17 protein-coding genes are annotated in these 20,963 nt (G+C 66.7%); 9 read left to right on the top strand and 8 right to left on the bottom strand.

The features are described 5' to 3' along the window. Positions 1–10: 10 nt before the first annotated feature. From ACYQ5L_RS27995 to ACYQ5L_RS27980, 4 genes are read right to left on the bottom strand one after another with little or no spacing between them, the layout of a single operon-like run. Entirely contained in the window at positions 11–1,504 is a 1,494-nt protein-coding gene (locus ACYQ5L_RS27995) for a beta-N-acetylhexosaminidase (RefSeq protein WP_459961229.1), read from the bottom strand. Beyond that, complete coding sequence (locus ACYQ5L_RS27990; protein ID WP_459961228.1) at positions 1,504–2,382, bottom strand: carbohydrate ABC transporter permease; 879 nt, start codon at positions 2,380–2,382, stop codon at positions 1,504–1,506. The genes ACYQ5L_RS27995 and ACYQ5L_RS27990 overlap by 1 nt, the downstream gene beginning before the upstream one ends. Then, on the bottom strand, positions 2,379–3,332 hold the full coding sequence (locus tag ACYQ5L_RS27985; protein ID WP_459961227.1) for a carbohydrate ABC transporter permease: 954 nt from the start codon (positions 3,330–3,332) through the stop codon (positions 2,379–2,381). Before ACYQ5L_RS27985 ends, ACYQ5L_RS27990 begins: the two co-directional genes overlap by 4 nt. Positions 3,333–3,340: 8 nt before the next feature. Next, on the bottom strand, positions 3,341–4,588 hold the full coding sequence (locus ACYQ5L_RS27980) for an extracellular solute-binding protein (protein WP_459961226.1): 1,248 nt from the start codon (positions 4,586–4,588) through the stop codon (positions 3,341–3,343). Between the two features lie 232 nt (positions 4,589–4,820). Here ACYQ5L_RS27980 and ACYQ5L_RS27975 point away from each other — a divergent pair, with 232 nt between their 5' ends. Both ACYQ5L_RS27975 and ACYQ5L_RS27970 read left to right on the top strand, forming a co-directional pair. Beyond that, positions 4,821–6,305: an AMP-binding protein gene (locus ACYQ5L_RS27975; RefSeq protein ID WP_459961225.1), complete on the top strand. Its 1,485-nt coding sequence runs from the start codon at positions 4,821–4,823 to the stop codon at positions 6,303–6,305. Positions 6,306–6,316: 11 nt separating this feature from the next. Continuing rightward, complete coding sequence (locus ACYQ5L_RS27970; protein WP_459961224.1) at positions 6,317–8,338, top strand: glucosidase family protein; 2,022 nt, start codon at positions 6,317–6,319, stop codon at positions 8,336–8,338. A gap of 1 nt (position 8,339) precedes the next feature. Here ACYQ5L_RS27970 and ACYQ5L_RS27965 read toward each other — a convergent pair whose 3' ends face one another. Next, positions 8,340–9,128, bottom strand: a complete 789-nt coding sequence (locus ACYQ5L_RS27965) for a GTP-binding protein (protein ID WP_459961223.1) — start codon at positions 9,126–9,128, stop codon at positions 8,340–8,342. A 132-nt stretch (positions 9,129–9,260) separates the two neighbouring features. Here ACYQ5L_RS27965 and ACYQ5L_RS27960 point away from each other — a divergent pair, with 132 nt between their 5' ends. Together ACYQ5L_RS27960 and ACYQ5L_RS27955 are read left to right on the top strand one after the other, a co-directional pair. Further along, positions 9,261–9,707, top strand: coding sequence for a Zn-ribbon domain-containing OB-fold protein (locus ACYQ5L_RS27960; protein ID WP_459961222.1), 447 nt, complete (start codon positions 9,261–9,263; stop codon positions 9,705–9,707). Then, the gene (locus ACYQ5L_RS27955) at positions 9,700–10,899 is read left to right on the top strand and encodes a lipid-transfer protein (protein ID WP_459961221.1); all 1,200 of its coding nucleotides are present in this window, start codon (positions 9,700–9,702) and stop codon (positions 10,897–10,899) included. Before ACYQ5L_RS27960 ends, ACYQ5L_RS27955 begins: the two co-directional genes overlap by 8 nt. A 281-nt stretch (positions 10,900–11,180) precedes the next feature. On the opposite strand, the gene ACYQ5L_RS27950 is transcribed toward ACYQ5L_RS27955, so the two are convergent. After that, positions 11,181–12,077: a bile acid:sodium symporter family protein gene (locus ACYQ5L_RS27950; RefSeq protein WP_459961220.1), complete on the bottom strand. Its 897-nt coding sequence runs from the start codon at positions 12,075–12,077 to the stop codon at positions 11,181–11,183. 233 nt (positions 12,078–12,310) lie between these two features. Here ACYQ5L_RS27950 and ACYQ5L_RS27945 point away from each other — a divergent pair, with 233 nt between their 5' ends. From ACYQ5L_RS27945 to ACYQ5L_RS27925, 5 genes are all read left to right on the top strand, one after another. Further along, a complete protein-coding gene (locus ACYQ5L_RS27945; protein WP_459961219.1) occupies positions 12,311–13,786 on the top strand; it encodes a glyceraldehyde-3-phosphate dehydrogenase in 1,476 nt (491 codons plus the stop codon). A 246-nt stretch (positions 13,787–14,032) separates the two neighbouring features. Further along, a complete protein-coding gene (locus tag ACYQ5L_RS27940) occupies positions 14,033–14,800 on the top strand; it encodes a S1 family peptidase (protein WP_459961218.1) in 768 nt (255 codons plus the stop codon). Between the two features lie 10 nt (positions 14,801–14,810). Continuing rightward, a complete protein-coding gene (locus ACYQ5L_RS27935) occupies positions 14,811–16,190 on the top strand; it encodes an FAD-dependent oxidoreductase (protein WP_459961217.1) in 1,380 nt (459 codons plus the stop codon). Between the two features lie 128 nt (positions 16,191–16,318). Then, complete coding sequence (locus ACYQ5L_RS27930) at positions 16,319–17,323, top strand: YncE family protein (RefSeq protein ID WP_459961216.1); 1,005 nt, start codon at positions 16,319–16,321, stop codon at positions 17,321–17,323. 82 nt (positions 17,324–17,405) lie between these two features. Beyond that, positions 17,406–18,482, top strand: coding sequence for a serine hydrolase domain-containing protein (locus ACYQ5L_RS27925; protein WP_459961215.1), 1,077 nt, complete (start codon positions 17,406–17,408; stop codon positions 18,480–18,482). Here ACYQ5L_RS27925 and ACYQ5L_RS27920 read toward each other — a convergent pair whose 3' ends face one another. Beyond that, positions 18,483–19,904, bottom strand: coding sequence for an aspartate ammonia-lyase (locus ACYQ5L_RS27920; RefSeq protein ID WP_459961214.1), 1,422 nt, complete (start codon positions 19,902–19,904; stop codon positions 18,483–18,485). It lies immediately after the preceding gene. Between the two features lie 22 nt (positions 19,905–19,926). After that, entirely contained in the window at positions 19,927–20,958 is a 1,032-nt protein-coding gene (locus ACYQ5L_RS27915) for an asparaginase (protein ID WP_459961213.1), read from the bottom strand. Positions 20,959–20,963: the final 5 nt, after the last annotated feature.

Below are 20,963 nucleotides of genomic sequence, written 5' to 3'. Positions count from 1 at the left end.
CCCGGCACTGTCAAGCTGAGGAGGTTCCTGGAACGGAAACTGCCGGAGAAGCACGTGATTGTTCGGGCGGGGCGTTACTCCGGTTCGGCAGGGGGCGATGGGCGGAGTGCGGGACGTCGGGGCGGGTTTGCCAGGGGTGGGGGCCGGTCAGGGGGCGGTATTCGACGCCTAGGGCGGCTAGGCGGGGGAGGTGGTGATCGCGGAGGCGGGGGAGGAATTCGGTGTAGTCGTGAGGGGGTGGGCTCCAGGCTATTTCGGAGATTGCGCAGAGGCGGGGGAAGGTGGCGTAGTCGACGCGGCGGGCCGTGTCCAGGTGTTCGGTCCAGATTTGGGCTTGGAGGCCGAGGATGTGGGGATCGTCCGGTGGGGTGTAGGAGTGGACGTGTTCCAGGGTGTGGAGGTAGCCGACGGGGATGGGCTCGTCGGGGTGGTCCGACTGGCGATGATCTAGGTAGAAGTGGTCTTCCGGGCATAGGACGATCTGGTGGCCCGCGTGGGCGGCGCGGGTGGCCTCGGCGTCGTCGCGCCAGACTCCGATCACCATGGGTGGGAGGGTGTCGATGTCGAGGACCTCGTCCCAGCCCAGAGGGGTACGGCCGCGAGATTTTAGGTAGGTCGCCAGGTCGGCGACGAATTGGCCGTGGGCGGGGGTGGAGCCGGGGGCTTCGTCGCCGCCTAGGCCGATGACGGGGGAAGGGAAGATGGTGAGGACGTGGTCGAAGACGCGGTGGAAGAAGTCCAGCGCGTGGGCGGAGGGGTGTAGGAGGCTTGTGCTGATGCCCCAGGATGTCCAGACTCCCCAAGGCTTTTCGGGGGCGGGGCCCAGTTCGGGGTAGGCGGCTATGGCGGCTCGGGTATGGCCGGGGACGTCGATCTCGGGGATTACGGTGACTGCTCGGGCAGCGGCGTAGGCGACTATTTCGTGGAGGTCGTCGGTGGTGTAGTAGCCGCCGTGGGGGCGGCCGTCGCGTTCTGGGCCGTCGTGACGGCCGACCATGGAACCTGTTCGCCAGGAGGCGATTTGGGTTAGGCGGGGGAAGTCGGGGATTTCGATGCGCCAGCCTTGGTCGTCGGTGAGGTGTAGTTGGAGGACGTTGAGTTTGTGGGCGGCGAGGAGGTCTATGAAGCGCAGGATCTCGGACTTGGTGCGGAAATGGCGGGCTACGTCGAGGAGGCAACCGCGCCAGGCGAATCGGGGGTGGTCTTCGATGACGCCGCACGGGATGGTGAGGGGCCGGCCGGGGATGGGGGCGGCGCGGAAGGCGTCGGGTCCGGCCAGTTGGCGTAGGGTTTGCCGGGCGTAGAACGAGCCCGCGTTATCGGAGGTGTGTAGCTCGATGCCGGTTGGCGTGATGGTCAGGCGGTAGCCCTCGGCGGGGACAGTGGGGTCGGTGTGCTCCACGATGTCGGTGGGGTAGGGGCAGGTTCCGGGTAGCGGGGTGGCCGAGACTGGGCGGGGGAGCAGGGTGTCGAAACCTGGGATCAGCCCCTTATCACTGGACATCAGCCCTTCACCGCCCCGTCGAGACCGGATACGAGTTTGCGTTGCACCAGGATGAACACCACCAGCGCTGGGATTGTCATCAGGGTTGAGGCCGCCATTACCGCGCCCCAGTCGGTGTCCTCTGGTTTGAAGAACACCAGGACCGCTTGGGGCAGCGTTTGGTTTTCGGTTTTGGAGATGATGAATGTCTTGGCGAAGAGGAAGTCGTTCCAGGCGTGGATGAAGGACAGGACGCTCACTGCCGCCAGGCCGGGCAGGACCAGCGGCATCAGGATCTGCCAGGTGAATCGGAGTCGGCTCGCGCCATCGATTTTGGCGGCTTCCTCGAGTTCCATCGGTACCGCGGCGGTGAAGCCGCGCAGCAGCCAGATCGCGAGAGGCAGGCTGAATACCAAGTCCACCAGGATGATCGAGCCGAGTTCGTTGAGGCCGAAGGCGGGGGCGGTGTCGCCGATGGAGCGCATGAGGAAGAACAGGGGAATCGTCAGCGCCTCTACCGGGATCATCTGGGCGACCAGGATCATGACCAGTAGCACCGTCCGGCCGCGGAAGCGGAAGCGGGTCAGTGCCACCGCTGACAGGAACGACAGCAGCAGGGAGAATGCCACCACTACAACGGCGACCAGCAGGCTGTTGAGGAAGTAGCGGCCGAAGCCGTTCATCGACAGCACCCGGGTGAAGCTGTCCCAGCTGGGGGCGAGCGTCCACGGTTTCGGTGTGGCCGATTGGATCTCGCCCGGCGGTTTGATCGCCGAGAGCACCATCCAGTACAGCGGGAAGGCGACCAGGCCGGCGATCACCACGGTGATCGTTTCGGTGATCAGACGACCTACTCGGCGAGGGCGAGTCCGATTGGGCGACAAAGGTTTCACGATCATGGCTCGCTCCGTCGCTGGGTGCGGACGTAGAGTCCTGTGATCGACAACAGCAGCAGGGTCATGATGACGCCGATCGCCGAGCCGAGACCGTATTCCTGTCCGGCGAAAGCCTTTTGGTAGGCGTAGACGTTGAGCACCAGGTTGCGCCCGGCCACGCCGCCGCCATTGGTCATCACGTAGATCTGGGTGAAGATCTTGAAATCCCAGATGATCGACTGCACCGTCGCGATGAACAGCAGCGGTCGCAGGATGGGCAGGATCACCGAAATCGTGGTGCGCCAGGTCGATGCGCCGTCCAGGGCCGCGGCTTCGAGCACCTCGCGCGGGATCGCCTTGATGCCCGCGTACATGGTCACCATGACGAAGGGGAACGAGCACCAGATCACCTCGGCGGCAACCAATCCGAACGCGCTGAAGGTGCCGTAGGTCCAGGAGTGGCCCTCCATCGAGCGGAATCCGATGCCGGACAGCGTCTCGTTGACCAACCCGAAGTCGGTGTCGAACAAGAACAGCCAGACGTAGGAACCGGCGACGGCCGGCGTCGCCCAGGCGCCGAGCGCGGCGAGGAACAACAGCGTGCGCGGCAGCGCGCGCACCCGGGTGGCCAGCACCGCCAGACCGGTGCCGACCGTCAGCGCGCCGATCACGCAGACCGCGCCGAATCCGAAGGTATTGGCCAGCACCGTCCAGAACTGACTGTCACCCAGCAGCGCGCGATAGTTGCCGAGCCCGACCCAGCGCAGCGGCGCCGCGCCCGCGGCCTGCTCCTGCCCGTAGTCGTAGAAGGAGATCAGCACGATCTGGTAGATCGGATACACCAGGATCGCGAGCAGCAGCAACCCGGCGGGGGCGAGGTACAGCCACGCGGTGACGGTATCTCGTTTCAGGCGACGGGGTTTCGGGGCGGGCGTGGCTGCCGGGTTCAGCACCGGTAGTTCTTGGACAGCCATCGGTGGGCCTACTCGAACGCCTTGTTCATCTCGGCCGCCGCGGCGTCCAGCGCCGCATCGGGACCTTCGGCGCCGGTGGCTATCCGCTGCAGCGCGGTGGGCAGGATGTTCTGGCTGTCGATCTTCGACCACGCCGGCGTGCTGGGCACGAACTTCGTTCCCGCTTGCAGGGTTTGGACGAACGGCGCCAGGAACGGATCATTGGCCGCGAGCTTGCTCTGGACGCCGCGCAAGGTCGGCAGGTTGCCCATCGCCTGGTACATCTTCTCCTGATACTTCGGTCCCGCCAGCAGCTCGGCGAATTCGACGGCCAGGCCGCGCCGTTCGCTGGCCTTGAACACGCCGAGCAGGTTGCCGCCCGCGAATGCCGGTGCGACCGAATCGGCTCGGGTGCCGGGCAGCGGAATCACCGCGTAATTGCCTTTGACCGCGCCCTGATCCATGGCCTTGCGGTTGAAGTCGCCGCCGATGGTCATGCCGGCTTTGCCGCCCGCGAAGGCGGTGACGCTCTGAGTGCCGGTGAGATCGGCGCACTGGGCGGGCGGGCAGATGTCGTCACGGATCAGTTCGGTGTAGCGGGTGATGCCTTCCCGCGCCCGATCCGAGTTCACCGCGGCGTTCCAGCCGGAGCCGTCATTGACCGCGAGTTCGCCGCCGTGTGCCCACAGGAATGGCAGCATCGCGTAGGTGTACTTGCCGCCCACCGCGATTCCATACAGCTCGGGTTTGGCGGCGCGGATGCGCCGGGCGGTATCGGCGAGCTCGGCGAGCGTCGCCGGCGGTCGCAGTCCCAGTTCGGTGAACACGTCGGTGCGGTAGTACAACGCGCGAATACCGGTGAACCACGGCAACCCGTAGGTCTTGCCCTCGAATTTCGCCGTGTCGAGCACCGAGTCGATGAGGTCCCCGCCCTCCGGCCAGGACGCGATATCGGCGCTGAGATCGGCGAACGCGCCGGTGACGGCATACCCCGCGAGATCGGTATTCCCGAATTCGGCGAGATCGGGCGCATTGCTCGGATCGTTGAACGCGCCCGCGAACTTGTCGGCGCGGGCCGCCACCGGCACCCACTGCACGTCGACCGCGACATCCGGCTTGCCCGAGGTGAATTCCGCGATGGCCTCGTTGATCACCGCCTCCTTGGGGGCGCGGTTGGCCTCGTCGAACAGCCAGACCCGGACGGTGCCGGTCTTCGCGTCGCCGCCCTCGCCCGCCGGGCCCGACTGCACCGGCGCGCATCCGGCGAACAGGAACATCGCCGCTCCAGCGATGAGTGCGCGTTTCGTTAGTCCGCCAACGACTCTGGGCCGGAAATCTCGGTGCGACATCGGTACCTTCTAAGTCACGCTCGGCGATTGCAAATTATGCAACGGTGATTGCGAGTTATGCCACCAAGTTCTAGCATCAACCTGGATCACGTTCAATAGCCGAATGTGGGCTGCTTCACATCGATGGGCGGCACGGCATTTCGTGCCAGACTGGCTGACCATGAGCCTCGCGAGCGCGCCGACCGTCACCTGTGGAGATCTCGTCCGTACACAATCCGAAGTGCTCGAGCGGGCTGGGCGGTTGGCTGCGGCGCTCGTGGGGGCCGGGGTTGGGCGCGGCGATCGGGTGGCGATCATGGCTCGGAATTCGATTGAGTTTCTGGAGATTTCGCTTGCGGCGGCGAATTGCGGGGCCAATCCGGTGCCGGTCAATACGCGATGGCGGGCGCGGGAGGTGGCGCACGTGCTCGGCGACGCGGGTGTGCGGGTGGTCTTCGCGCAGGCCGAGTTTCTGCCGGTTGTCGAAGCGGCCGTGGCGGATGCCGCGGTGACGCCGATGGTGGTGGATTTTCCGACGATGGAGGAGTGGATCGAGGGGCAGCGGGAGCCGCTCGGTCATGTCGAGGGGGCTATTGCGGACAGTTTGGGGTTGACCTACACGTCCGGGACGACTGGTGCGCCCAAAGGGGTGGTGCGGGAACGGATGTCGGCGGAGCAGGTGCTGGGGATCGCGGGGGCCACGGCTCAGCGGATGGGGTTGGGGCCGGGGGTGCGGATGCTGGTTGCGGGGCCGCTGTATCACACGAGTCCGAATGCGGTGGCGGTCTTGGGATTGCGGATGGGGGCGGACATCGTGATCATGCCGCGGTTCACGGGGGAGGAGTTCCTGCGGTTGATCGATCGGCATCGGATTCAGCAGGTGAAGGTGGTGCCGACCATGTTGTCGCGGGTGCAGTCGCTGCCGGTGGAAATTCGCGGGCGTTATGACATTTCCAGCTTGACTCACGTCATTCATTCGGCCGCACCGTGTGCACCGAGCGTGAAACGGGCTGCTATCAGCATGTTGGGGGATGCGTTGTGGGAGTTCTATGGATGCTCGGAGGCCGGGACCATTACCTGGATCAGCGCCGCGGAATGGCTCGAGCACCCGGGTAGCGTCGGTCGGCCGGTTGACGGGTCGGCGGTGCTCATCGCTGACGAGAACGGCAAGCCGCTGCCCGCCGGCGAGGTCGGCCGGGTCTATGTGCGCGGGGCCGATTACTGGCCGACATTCACCTACCTGGGGCAGGGCGCGCCGGAAAGTCTTGTGGAAGGCATGATTTGGGTGGGAGATATCGGCCGGGTCGATGCCGAGGGCTGGTTGTATCTGACCGGTCGCAGTAGCGAGATCATTATTCGCGGGGGTGTGAACATCTATCCCGCTGAGGTCGAGAATGCGCTCATGGCATTGGATGGTGTCGACGATGCCGCCGTATTCGCCATTCCCGATGCCGGTGATCTCGGTGAAGCGGTGGCGGCGCACATTGTGGCGCGTCCGGGTTCGGGGCTCAGCGACGACGCCGTCCGGGACGCTCTGACCGGGCGGCTGGCGGACTACAAAATTCCGACCACGATTCGGATCGTCGACGCACTGCCGCGGGACGACAGTGGGAAAATCTACAAGCGCCAATTGCGATCGCTGTACACATCGGAGTACGTCGACTAGGGAGCTCGATCATGCGGGTGGCGAGGTCGTTCGGCAGGTACGGAGTCGCGCTGCTCGCCGCTGTGGCGCTGTTCGTGGTAACCGGCTATACCGGGGCGAAGGATGTCGCTGCCACGGGTTTTCGGTTCCAGGTGCGGGAGGGATCGAATCTCAACTACTTCTTCCGGGATGGTGAGAGCGCGGCTCATCTGGTGCTCCGGTCGGGGCAGAACCTGCGGATCGTGGTGGCGTTTCCGGCGGGGAACAGCGGAACCGGGGTGTGGTTCGAACCGCTCGCCACCGGGGCCGAATGGGAGCTCGACGCAGCTCCGGAGGCGCGGGCGGATACGGACTCTCGTGGGCGGCCGCGGCGCGGGATCGAGTTCGAGGCGTCGGTCGCGGCGCCGAGTCTGACGGTGCGGCAGGCCGTGCTCTCGAATGTCCGGGTACTGCGGGACTACAACCAGAAGGGCATCGCACCGGCCGAAGTTCTTGTACCGCCGACGCTTTCGGGAAGCACCCTCACCTGGGATCGTGACCGGCTCGACGGCGGGCCGGGCTACCGGCTCGGTCTCGAGGTCGTGCACGGCACGGCGACTTCCGGCGAGGTGATCACGGCGGGTGCCGACGGCCGGATCGGCCTGCGCGTCACGGCGATGACCGGCGATACACCGCTCGCGCCGCTGGCGGGAAACGAGCTGTTGAACGGTTCGGAGGCCGACAACGAGAGTGCGAGGAACACCCTCACCTTCCTGAGCTACCGGGAGAAGTTTCTCGGCGGATCTTGGCAATACAACACGTATTTCGGCCGTGACACGCTGATCTCGATGATGATGCTGATGCCTGTGCTGGCCCCGGATGCGACCGAGGCGGGCCTGCGGGCCGTGCTGACCAGGCTCGGCCCGGACGGGACTGTCGCTCACGAGGAGTCCCTGTCGGAGTTCGCGGTGCTCACCCGGAAACAGCAGAATGCGGTGCTGACCGGCGAGCCGATTCTCGACTACAACATGGTCGACGAAAGCTATCTGCTCGCCCCGGTTGCCGCCGCCTACCTGCTCGACGATCGGGCGGGCGCGGGACGCGCGGACGCCTATTTGCGCGGCGACCTCGGGCAGGCCCTGGTCCGCAATCTGCGGCTGGTGGTGTCGAGCGCTGCGGCCTTCGCCGGCGATCCGCGGTTCGGGAATCTGATCGCATTGCAGGCGGGCCGGGATTCCGGGCAGTGGCGCGACAGCGATATCGGGCTCGGTGGCGGTCGCTATCCGTACGACGTCAATGCCATCCTGGTGCCCGCCGCGCTGGAGGCGACGGCGCGGCTGCTGGACAGCGGCGTGCTCGCGCCATTCCTCGACGACGAAACGCGCCTGGAACTGTCGTTCGCCGCGCCGCATGCGAAGATCTGGCGGGCCGAGGCGCCGCGCTTGTTCACTGTGACCGTCGACCCGCGACAGGCCCAGCAGGCGATCGACGCCTACGCCACGGGCATCGGCGTTCCCTCCCCGGCGGCCGGGCCGAATCCGGTGACATTCCCGGCAGTTTCGCTCGGCGCGGACGGCGAACCGATCCCGATCGTCCACTCCGACGATGTCTTCGACCTGTTGTTCGGCGCTCCCACGCCCGACGAACTCGAGGCGAAGGTGAGCACCTTGATCCGCCCGTTCCCGCTCGGCCTGCTGACCGGAGCCGGGATGGTCGTGGCCAACCCGGTATTTGCGAGCCCGGATCTGCAGGCGCGGTTCACCACGCACGACTATCACGGCACGGTGGTCTGGTCCTGGGTGCAGGCGGCATTCGCCAGCGGTCTGGAACGCCAGCTTCGGCGCACCGACCTGCCGGGCCCGGTCCGGGATCGGCTGGTGGCGGCCCAGGACTCGCTGTGGGGTGCGATCAATGCGGCGGCGGATATGCGGAGTTCCGAACTCTGGGGCTGGCGATTCGAGAACGGCGCATTCCGGTCGACCCCGTTCGGGGCGAATACCGCCGATGTCACCGAATCCAATGCGGCGCAACTGTGGAGCAGCGTGTATCTCGCGGTGCGACCGCCCGGGGCCTGAGTCAGTAGTCGAGAGCGGCTTCTGGTTGGCAGATGTCCATGGGGGAGGGCAGGTATCGGACGATGGCGTCCAGGAACGGAGCCATGTCATTGCTGGTGGGAGACGCGCTGCACAGGACGGGCACAATGTCGCCGATGCGCGTGAGGTAGCGGATGCGGCCATGGAGCTGGGCGAGGGTTATCTCACGCGAGCCACAGGCGGTTGGGTCCGAACTGCCCTGTTCGACCAGGTTTTTCACGAGGGTGCGGTAGCGCTGCTCGGCGATCTGCCAATGGCTGCCATAGATTTCGGCGGCCAGCGGTTCGAGGCCCCACATCGCGATCAGGTCGATCACGCCCTCGAAGTCGGCGCCGAGGCCGAGCGGGTTGTGCAGCGTCAATGGGACCGCGCCGCGCACAGCGGAGATGGCGCCGACGCACCGATCGAAGTCGGCGTCGGGGTGATCGAGGCCGGTGATCAGGCACAGCCGCGCGACTTGATGGTCGTCCGCGATTCGCAGCATCGTTTCGAGGCGTGGGATGCCGTGGGTGGCGGCGTTCACGACCGCGATCACGCTGTCCGCCACCCGGATCGACCGTTCCAGGCCGGCGATGGGTGTGCGGCTCGGCAGTTCGGACAGGCGAATCGTGTGCTCGACGTGGTTCGCCGACCAGGTGACCGTGGCTGCCGAACCGGACCCGGGCTTGCCGGAACTGTGCTGGATCCGATGGATCAGCCGGGTCGTCTCGGCGGGATCGCCGATCAGGGTGACATTGCGGATCGACTGCGGGTCAATGGCTTTGGTGCCCATCGCGTTGCGGTACTCCAGATCGACTCGAGGAGGTCGGCGCATCCTCAATCTGGACTCACCGTACCGTCGGCCGCGCGTCGGCGGAGCGGAATTCCACCCCAAAGTAGAACGTGTTCCTATACCGTCGGGCTTGTGCAGAAAGAACAACGCCCTGCCGTGGCGGACTGGTTCACCGCGGACGATGGCGCGGTGCGGCTGAAGGGGAGCCGGTGCGGCGCCTGCGGCACGCCGTATTTCCCGAAGAACACGCTGGCCTGCCGGAATCCCCGGTGCACGGGTCCGCACGACGGCTCCGAGCTCGGCGAGTACCTGTTTTCCACGCGCGGCCGGATCTGGTCGTATGCCGACGCCCGGTACAAGCCGCCCGCGCCCTATGTCTCGCCGGATCCCTTCGAGCCGTACGTGGTCGCGGCCGTGGAGCTCGAGGTCGAGCAGATGGTGATCCTCGGGCAGGTCGTGCGCGGCATCACGGTGGACGACCTGGCCGTCGGCATGCCGGTCGAGTTGACCGTCGGCACGCTGTACGAGGACGACGAGGCAGAGCACACGGTGTGGATGTGGAGGCCGGTCAATGACTGACACGAATCGCGATGTCGCCGTCCTCGGCGCGGGCATGCACCAATGGGGGAAGTGGGGGCGCAATTTCGTCGAGTACGGGCTGGTCGCGGCCCGTGCGGCGCTGGCCGATGCGGGCATCGACCACCTCGATGTCGGGTACATCGCCGGCGCCGACACCATCCGCAATGGCTACCCCGGCTTCGTCTCCGGCGCGACTTTCGCTCAGGCCCTCGGCTGGTCGGGTGCACGGATCTCCAGCAGTTACGCCGCCTGCGCCTCGGGTGCACAGGCCATTGCCAACGCCCGCGCCCAGATCCTGGCCGGATTGTGCGATGTAGCGCTGGTGGTCGGTGCGGATGCCGCCCCCAAGGGCTTCTTCCAACCGGTCGGCGGCGAACGCCGGGACGACCCGGACTGGTTGCGCTTCCACCTGCTCGGCGCCACCAACCCCATCTACTTCGCCCTGTACGCCCGCCGCCGCATGGCATTGCACGGCGCCACGCTCGACGATTTCGCCGCGGTCAAGGTGAAGAACGCCAGGCACGGCCTGAACAACCCGTACGCCCGCTACCGCAAGGAGGTCTCGGTCGAGGAGATCGCCGCCTCCGCGATCGTCTCGGATCCCCTACGGCTGCTCGACATCTGCGCGACCAGCGACGGCGGCGCCGCGCTGGTACTGACCTCGATGGACTACGCCCGTCGCCGCGGCATCACCGACCCGGTCCGCATCAGCGCCCTGTCCACGGTCACCCCGACCTTCCCCAAAACCGTCCTCGATCTCCCGGATTTCGCCACGGACTCCGCCGTGGCCGTCGAACCCCCGCCCCACACCTTCCGCTCCGCCATCGCCCACGCCGCCTACGAAGAGGCCGGCCTCGGCCCCGAAGACCTGTCCCTCGCGGAGGTCTACGACCTGTCCACCGCCCTGGAACTGGACTGGTACGAGGACATCGGCCTCTGCGAGGTAGGCGGCGCGGAAGAACTGCTGCGCAGCGGCGCAACAACATTGGGCGGCCGAATCCCGGTCAACCCCAGCGGCGGCCTGGCCTGCTTCGGCGAGGCCATCCCCGCCCAGGCCATCGCCCAGATCTGCGAACTCACCTGGCAGCTGCGCGGCCGGGCCGACGGCCGCCAGGTCGAGAACGCCCGCGCGGGAATCGCCGTGAACCAAGGACTTTTCGGCCACGGCTCGGCGACCATCGTCACCCGCTGAACCTGTCGAGTCGGCCGAGAACCCAGGTCATGAGTGGGTTCTCGGCTACCGATCGTGGCTGTGGCAGGGGTGATTTCGTAGGCACAAGTCTGTATCAATACGCTGCGGGGATGAGGACATCCGACGCAACCACCTGATCACCCGATTCGCGGCCGCCTCGACCAGATCGCTCATGTCACCCTCGCCGCCGATCCCGCAGCGGTCGCGCAGGAAATCGGCGGCCTCGCCGCGACCAGGATGCCGGTCGCGGCAGCGGAGTAGTCACGGACCGTGCCCAAGGCTCAGGCGGCGCCCGTCGCGGTTTGCTGTGGGACCGCCCGAGTCCGGCGGGTGTGGCGCGCCAGGAGGTAGGCGGCCGCGGCGGCGGGGATGTTCATGAGGACGCCGTAGACGGCGCCGGGGACCGCCATCGGATTGTTGTGCAGGACCGAGGTGGCCACGGCGATGGCGATGGCGCCGTTGTGGATGCCGATCTCCATGGCGGAGGCGATGGCTTCGTCGGTTTCGACCTTGAAGAGTTTGGGGGCGAAATAGCCTACGGTGAGGCTGATTACGGCGAAGAGCAGGCAGATCGAGGCCAGTTTGCCGATGTTCTCGGTGAGGGTGTCGAAGTTCTTGGCGACGGCGGCGGTGACCACCAGGACGAGGACCACGATCGACAGGATCTTCACGGCGCCGCGCATGCGTTCGGACCAGGCGGTGTAGCGGTGGTGGACGTACATGCCCACCGCCACCGGGATCAGCACGATCGCGAAGACCTGGGCGAACTTGTCGGGACGCAGGCCGATCGATTCCGAATCGTCCAGGAACAAGCTGAAGGACAGGGCCACCACCAGCGGCAGGGTGAACACCGCCAGCACCGAATTCACCGCTGTCAGAGTGATATTGAGCGCAACATTGCCGCCCGCGATGTGGCTGAACAGATTGGCCGAAGGTCCGCCCGGGGAGGCCGCGAGCAGCATCATCCCGGCCGCGAGCGCTCCCTCGAGCCCGAACAGGTAGATCAGGCCCAGGCAGACCGCCGGCAACAACAGCATCTGACACACGAGCGCGATCACCGCCGCCTTCGGATACCGCAGCACCCGCGCGAAATCCTCGACGGTCAGCGTCAACCCGAGCCCGAACATTATCAACGCCAGCGCAATCGGCAATAGAACCGCGAAAATCGTTGAACCCATGTGGATCTCCTTTCACCGTGCCCCCGAACAACGCCGGCTGACGACGTTAGCCACAGGTGCGGCCGAGCGCGAGCCCGAAGAGATGGTGGCCCGGTGCGGCGTGACCTCCCGTGTGGCCTGCATCACCGCCGAAAGGCTGGCTGACCTCACAAGGGGGTAGCGGAGCCTTGTGATAGTGCGGCCCTGGATAGCATCGATCGACAAACAGATCGAGGAAACCCCGAGGACTTGTGTTGACTAACGACCACCTTGACCGCTGGAACGCTCACGAGGCTTCCGCGGAGGCGATGATTCCGATTATTGGAAGGCTGTATCGCGAGAAGGGGGTGACGATTCTGCTGCACAGCCGGTCGCTGGTGAACAAGTCGGTGATCAGCATTCTGCGGACGCATCGGTTCGCGCGGCAGATCGAGGGGGAGGAGCTGTCGGTCGAGGAGACGCTGCCGTTCCTCGAGGTGCTCAGCGGCCTGGATCTGGGGCCGTGCAAGATCGACCTCGGGCGGTTGGTCATGGCGTACCGCACCGATGCGCGGGGGCTGTCGGTGCCGGAGTTCACCGCGGCGGTGCTGGCGGAGGTGACCGGCGGCAACAAGGCCGAGGCGCAGGGGCCGCGGGATGTGGTGCTGTACGGGTTCGGGCGGATCGGGCGGCTGGTCGCGCGGCTGCTCATCGAGAAGACCGGGTCGGGCAATGGGCTGAACCTGCGGGCCGTGGTGGTGCGCAAGGGCGGCGAGGGCGATCTGGCCAAGCGGGCGTCGCTGCTGCGGCGGGACTCGGTGCACGGGCAGTTCAACGGGACGATCAAGGTCGACGCGGAGAACAATACGATCACCGCCAACGGCAGTGTGATCAAGTTCATCTACAGCGATGACCCGACCACGATCGACTACACCGAGTTCGGGATCGACAACGCCATCCTGATCGACAACACCGGCAAGTGGCGGGATCGGCAGGGGCTGTCGCAGCACCTGCGGCCGGGCATCGCCAAGGTGCTGCTCACCGCGCCCGGCAAGGGCGACGTCCCGAATATCGTGCACGGCGTCAACCACCTCGCGCTCGACCAGTCCGAGCAGATCGTGTCCTGCGCGTCCTGCACCACCAATGCCATCGTGCCGCCGCTCAAGGCGATGGATGACGAATTCGGCATTGTCCGTGGGCATGTCGAGACGGTGCACTCGTTCACCAATGACCAGAACCTGCTGGACAACTTCCACAAGGCCGACCGCCGTGGGCGTTCCGCGCCGTTCAACCTGGTGCTCACCGAGACCGGCGCCGCCTCGGCGGTCGCGAAGGCCATGCCGGACTTCAAGGCCAAGATCACCGGAAACTCGATTCGCGTTCCCACGCCGGATGTTTCGGTCGCCATCCTGAACCTGCAGCTGAAGCGCGAGGTCACCACGAGCGAAGTGCTCGAGTACCTGCGCCAGGTGTCGCTGTCGGGTCCGCTGAGCCGCAACCTCGACTACACCGCGGCCACCGACGTCGTCTCGAGCGACTTCATCGGATCCCGCGCCGCGTCCATCGTCGACGCCAACGCCACCATCGTCGACGGCGACACCGCCATCCTGTACCTCTGGTACGACAACGAATTCGGCTACTCGTGCCAGGTTGTCCGTACGGTGCAGTACATCTCGGGCATCGAATACCCGACGTACCCGCGACCGGGTGCGCAGGAGGATGCCCCCGTGCTGGTCGCTGCCGACGCGTAGTTCGGACCCGAAACCCGTTCGGCCGCCGCGGTTTTCCGCGGCGGCCGAACGCTGTTATACGAGTTCCTTCCGGAAGCCTTCCCGCTACGACGGGTAGCTCGGCTCCCAGCCGAGTTCCCGCTGGGCTTTCGCATTGGAGAAGCCACGGCCTCGCCCAATACCGGGAACCGCCGATGTGAGCAGTAAGAATAGTCATTTGATATGACTACTTCCCGGATGGCTGGACGATGGAACCGCGCTTCGATCATGGTGATCGCGGCGATGGCGCTGGGCCTGGCCGCGCCGGCGCGAGCGGTGGTCGGCGGGACGATCGAGCCGGATCCGCCACCGTGGCTGGCGGCCGTCCGGCTTCCTGCCGCGGAACCGCTCCGGCCGTCGGGGCAGTTCTGTGCCGGGCAACTGGTGAGCGCCACGACAGTGGTCACGGCGGCGCACTGCGTGCACCACTTCCGGGCCGCGCCGGGGCTGTTGCGATTGACCTTCGGGCGTGCGGACCTGACCACCGATGTGGGCGAGACGGTCACGGCCACCGCGATTCGTGTGCATCCCGGATACGCGGATTCGGCGTTCATTTCGCTGGGCGGAGAGTCGAATCCTGTCCGCTACAACGACATTGCGACAGTCACGATTGATCCGCCGCTGCCGGAACGGGCCACGCTCGCGCTGCCCGATCGGGATCGGCCCGGTCTGTACGCGCCCGGCGCCGCGGTCCTCGTACTGGGCTGGGGGCAGACCTCCGCCGCGGATCCGTCCAATGACCGGCTCCGCCGCACCACGGTCGCGATCATCGAGGACTCGGCCTGCGCCGCCGCCTACGGTCCGTCCTTCGATCCCGCGCACATGGTGTGCGCCGCCGCGCCCGGCCAGGACACCTGCAACTTCGACAGCGGTGGGCCCGCCCTCGTGCACGGTGTGCTCGCCGGGCTGGCGTCGTGGGGAAGCGGTTGTGCTCGCCCGGGATTCCCCGGCGTCTACACCCGGCTCGCCGCCTATGTGGCCTTCGTCCGGTCGTAACGTGGTCTGCATGAGCGAACGGGTGGTGGTCATCGGCGCGGATGCGGCCGGGATGGCGGCGGCGTCGCAGGCGCGCCGGTTGAAGAAGGCGGACGAGCTCGAGATCGTGGTGTTCGAGCGCGGGCATTTCACCTCGTATTCGGCGTGCGGGATTCCCTATTGGGTGGGGGGTGATGTGCAGGATCGAGACCAGCTCATCGCGCGCACGCCCGAGGAACATCGGGCCCGGCGGATCGATCTGCGATTGCGGACCGAGGTGGTCGAGATCGATATCGACGGGCAGCGGGTGCGTGCTCGCGATCTGGAGACCGGTGCGGAGGGCTGGACCGAGTACGGGAAACTCGTGATCGCCACCGGGGCGACGCCGATCCGGCCGCCGCTGCCCGGGATCGACGCGGCGGGAGTGCACGGGGTGCAGACCCTCGACGATGGGCAGGCGCTCATCGATACGCTCGAGTCCACCGAGGGTCGCCGCGCGATCGTGGTGGGTGCGGGCTATATCGGGGTGGAGATGGCGGAAGCCTTCATCAACCGCGGCTATGAGGTCACCATGCTCAACCGCGGCCCCGAACCGATGTCCACCCTCGACCCGGATATGGGTGTCCTCATCCGGAAGGCCATGCAGGGCATGGGCATTCGAGTAATCGACGACGCCGAAGTGGTCGAGATCCGCACCGACGACGCGAATCGGGTACGCGCCGTCGCCACCGCCGATGCCGAATACGTCGCCGACGTGGTCGTTCTGGGCATCGGCGTCCGCCCCGCCACCGATCTCGCCCGCGCCGCCGGCCTGCCCCTGGGCGCCTCCGGCGGTCTGCTCACCGACCTTGCCATGCGCGTGCGCGGCCACGAAAACATCTGGGCCGGAGGCGATTGCGTGGAGGTGCTCGATCTGGTCTCCGGCTCGCAGCGCCACATTCCGCTGGGCACCCACGCCAATAAGCACGGCCAGATCATCGGCTCCGGCGTGGGCGGGGACTATGCCACCTTCCCCGGCGTCGTGGGCACCGCCGTCAGCAAGGTCTGCGATCTGGAGGTGGCCCGAACCGGCTTGCGCGAGAAGGACGCCCGCGCCGCCGGCCTGCAATTCGTGACCGTGGTCATCGAATCCACCAGCCGCTCCGGCTATTTTCCGGGTACAGCCCCCATGACAGTGAAAATGCTCGCCGAACGCCGCACCGGACGCCTGCTCGGCGTCCAGATCGTCGGCCGCGAAGGCGCGGGCAAACGCATCGACATCGCCGCCGTGGCCCTCACCGCCCGCATGACCGTCGAGCAGATGGTCGCCCTCGATCTCGGTTATGCCCCACCGTTTTCCCCGGTCTGGGATCCGGTCCTGGTGGCCGCCCGCAAGGCCGTGACGGCGGTCCGCCGCGATGAACGGGGATGAATGCTATCGATCCGAGCTGAATTCTCGAGGTTTCGAAGACATCGGAAGCCGGGGACGCGATCGTGTGGGGGAAATGTTCGCAACGCCCGGTTATCCGGTGATGCAGGAGGCTCGGAATGCCCTCGTTCATGTCAGTCGTTCGCGCGATCGTGCTCGGCGCGACACTGGCCGGCAGCATTGCCTGCTCGAATACCGACGAGGGTGGGATGGTCGGCCCGGCCACCCAGGTGGGCACGACCATTCCGATGCAGGGCACGGTCCGCAAGTTCGCCGTGGACCCCGCCGCCCATGCCCTCTACGCCAGTGACTTCCTCGGTCTGGTCTGGGTCATCGACACCCGGACCGACAAGGTCATCGACAAGATCGAAGTAGGCGCGGGCGCACAGGGATTGGCGCTCGACCCCGACACCCGCACCCTCTACACCGCCGACTACCAGGCCCAGACCATCTCGGTCGTCAATATCGACGACAAGTCGCTCACCGCCACCATCGCCATCGGCAACCGCCCGGACGTGCTCGCCCTCGACCCGGTGACCAATTCCCTGTACGTCTCGCATTTCGGCGCCGACTACCTCTCGGTCATCGATCAGGTCACCCGCACGGTCACCACCGCCATCCCCATCGGCACCTACACCGACGACATGGCACTCGACCCCGCCGGAAACCGCCTCTACCTGGCCAACTTCGGCACCTCCCGCCTGACCGTGATCGACACCCGCACGAACGCCATCGCCCGCACCCTCGACTGCGGCGGCCGTCCCCGCGGTGTAGCCGTGGCCCCCGCCACCCAACGCGTCTACTGCGCCAACGACGACGGCTCGGTCACCGTGATCGACACCTGGACCGGCCGCCTGCTCGCCACCATCCCGGTCGGCGGCACCCCGTTCCGCATGTCGCTCGACCCCGCCGCCTGCGCCCTCTACCTCACCAAGAACGACGTCCGCCCCAAGGAAGCAGGCGGCGACGGCGGCCCCGTCGTCGTCATCGACACCGACACCAACGCCATCACCGCCACCCTCCTGGTCGGCGACAGCCCCCAAGCCGTAGCCGTCGACCCCTCCTCCCACAAGGTCTACGTCAATGTCTTCCTCGCCGGAAACGTGACCGTCCTGAAACCGGGCGAAGCGGGCTGATTCGCGGCGACTGCCGATCCCATCCGGCTCGGCTGCGCGTGTCGCCGATGCTCGGGGTTTGCTGGGTATTACTGTGCGCGAAATGCGTCGAGTGCTGCTCGTCCTGTCCGCCGCGATGGTGTTCGCGGGCGCTGTTGAGACTCCTGCCGCTGCTGATGCCGGGCGGTGGCAGGGGGCGCTGGATCGCATTGTCGCGGCGGGGGCCGCGGGGGTGCAGGCTCATGTGCACGGGCCGGGTGGGGAGTGGGATGGGTCGGCGGGGGTGGAGGATATGGAGTGGCTGGTGCCGGTGCTGGGGGGTGGGCGGTTCCGGATCGGGAGCGTCACCAAGACCATGACTGCTACCGCACTGCTGCAGTTGGTGGGGGAGGGGCGGATCGGGCTCGATGACGCGGTCGCGGATCGGTTGCCGGAGTATGGGGTGGATCCTCGGATCACCGTGCGGATGGTGCTCGGGCAGACGAGCGGGCTGGTTGACTACCTGAATGGCGGGGCGGGGCATGGGCCGTTGGTGCGCGATACGCTGGCCGATATTCGGCGGGATTGGGAGCCTTCGGATTTCGTGTATTGGGCGACCAGTAAGCCGTTGCAGTTCACGCCGGGTAGTAGCTGGGCGTATTCGAATACCAATTACATTCTCGCGGGGCTGCTCATCGAGAGAGTTTCGGGACTGCCTTATCACGCCAACATTTACGCTCGAATTACGCTGCCGCTGTTGATGTTCGCCACCAGCGTTCCGCAGACGGCGGAGACCATCCTGGGGCCCAAAGCTCGCGCGTATTACGACTACGGCGGCGGGGTGGTCGATGTGACCGATCAGAATCCCTCGTATGTCTGGGCTGCGGGTGGAATCGTCTCCACTGCACGGGATCTCGATACATTCTTGGCGGGACTGCTCGGCGGGCGGCTGCTGCCGCCGCACCTGCTGGACGAGATGCGTGCCGTGCGGCCCGTGAACGGTTCCTACGGATACGGTCTCGGGATCTACGAGTACTACCTCGGCGACGGGTGCGTGGCCTACGGGCACGAGGGGTACGTCAACGGATTCAGCTCGCACGCCCTGCGCAGTGCGGACGGCAGCCGTGGGATCACGCTCTCGATCACCGGCGCGTCCGGCGGCGCCGTGGATCGGATGATCCACGACGCCGTGTGCGGATAGCTAGAGACTGGCGGCCGGTTCGGGGGCGGGCAGGCCGGCCAGGCGGTGCGGGGCGAGTAGGGCTTTCACCGTTTCGGGTTCGAGCAGGCCGAATTCCGTGGCGATTTCGCTGACGGGTTGACCGGTCTGCAGGGCGTGCTTGGCGATTCGGGCGCTGGCGGCATAGCCGATATGGGGGGTGAGGGCGGTGACGATGCCGATGGAGCGGTGGACGTTCTGTTCCAGCAGGTCGCGGTTGGCGGTGATGCCGGTGACGCACTTGGTGGCCAGGGTGTCGGCGGCGGCGGTCAGGTGGGCGGTGGTGCGCAGCAGGCTGTAGCCGATAATCGGCTCGAAGGCATTGAGCTGGAACTGGCCCGCTTCGGCGGCCATGGTGACGGTGAGATCGGCGCCGATGGCCTCGAAGGCGACCTGGTTGACGATCTCGGGAATGACCGGGTTCACCTTGCCGGGCATGATCGACGAACCGGCCTGCACCGGAGGCAGATTGATCTCGCGCAGGCCGGTGAGCGGGCCGGAGGACATCAGGCGCAGGTCATTGCAGATCTTGGAGAGCTTGACGGCCACGCGCTTGAGAATGCCGGAGACCTGGACGAAGGCGCCGCAGTCCTGGGTGGCCTCGATGAGGTTCTCGGCGGGGATCACGTGCTCGCCGGTGAGCTCGCTCAGGTGGGCGCAGGCCAGCGCCGAATAGCGGGGGTGGCCATTGATTCCGGTGCCGATGGCGGTGCCGCCGAGATTGCATTCGCGCAGCAGGGCGATGCCCTCCTCGAGGCGGGCGCAGTCCTCGCGCAGCATGACCGCGAAGGTGCCGAACTCCTGGCCGAGGGTCATGGGGACGGCGTCCTGCAACTGGGTGCGGCCCATTTTGATGACATCGGCGAATTCGGCGGACTTGCCCGCGAATTCATCGATCAACCGTCCCAGCGCGTCCACCAGCAGCCGAATGTGCTGGACGACAGCGAGTCTGACCGCGGTGGGGTAGACGTCGTTGGTGGACTGGCCGAGGTTCACGTGATCGAGCGGATCGAGCTCGGAGTAGGTCCCGCGCTCGAGGCCGAGCAATTCCAGCGCCCGGTTGGCGATGACCTCATTGGCGTTCATATTCGTCGAAGTGCCCGCGCCGCCCTGGATCGGGTCGATCGGGAACTGATCGTGCAGCGCGCCGCCCCGGATCTCGGCGCAGGCCGCCTCGATGGCCTCCGCCCGGCGGTCGTCGAGCAGCCCGAGTTCCCGATTGGCATGGCAGGCCGCTTGTTTCACCGCCGCCAGCGAGGCGATGAGCGCCGGATACCGCCCGATGCTGTCGCCGGAAATGGCGAAGTTGTCCAGCGCGCGGGCGGTGTGAATGCCCCAGTAGGCGGCGCGGGGCACCTCGAGTGTGCCGAGGGAATCGTTTTCGGTGCGGGTTTCAGCGGTCATCGTCGGCTCCGTGCGGTCGCGTTCAGTCTTCGTCGATGGATGGGGAGACAGGGGAATTCGAGAGTTCGCCGAGCAGATTGGTGGTCATCCACCGGCGCAGCTCGGCCGCGGGCAGCCCGAGACCGGCGAGATGGGACAACTTGGCGAGCGCGGCCTCGCGGGTCATGTCCCCGCCGCCGATGGCGCCCGCCTCGAGCAGGGCCCGCCCGGGCTCGTACAGGCCGAGATCGACCGAGCCGCTGTCGCAATGGGTGATCACGACGACGGGCGTGCCGCGCCGGGTGGCTCGCCGGACCGCCTCGACGGTCGCCGAGCCGTGCATCGGCATGGTGCCCGCGCCGTAGCATTCGAGCACCACACCGCCGTGATAGATGCGCAGGGCCGCGTCGAGCAAGTCCGGGTCCATACCGGGGAACGCGGTGAAAAGCCCCACCGGCAAATGGGTTTCACCGGTCCCGGCCGGCATGGTGACCGGCGGCGCGGGCGGCGTGAACTTCCGCAGGGTGGTGAACCCGTCGTAGCCGTCGCAGCTGCGCTTACTGGCCCGCACCGCCGGATGCAGCGTGGTGCCGAAGGCGATGAAGGTGCCCGGATCCGGATAGGCGGCAATCGAATCCAGGGCCAGGCGCAGATTGTCCCGGGCATCGCTGCCCGCCTGTCCCAGTGGTATCTGCGCCCCGGTAAGCACCACCGGCACCGCGATGTCGTGCAGATCGAAGGCCATCCGGGCCCCGGTGTAGGCCATCGTGTCGGTGCCGTGGATGACGATCACACCATCGGACGGCGTCGCGCCGAGATTCGCTCGCACCCGCGCGCCAATGCGGCGCGCGGTACCGCCGTCGGCATTGGCGCTGTCGATGACCTGGTCGAGCTCGGAGTACCGGAGGGTGACGGCGATACCGCGGTCGGCGGCGAATTCATCCACCACGGCGGCGATCTCACCGCCGATCCCGGAGCGCGGGCGCAGTCCGTCGCCGAGATCGATCATCCCGAAGGTGCCCCCGGTATAGAGGAGGTCGACTCGCAACTCCGGAACCCGCTGTGCCGCGGTCATTCCCA

Source organism: Nocardia sp. IFM 10818, assembly GCF_054655275.1.
Note: the sequence above shows the minus strand (reverse complement) of the source record. Positions and strands in the feature narration are given on the sequence as shown.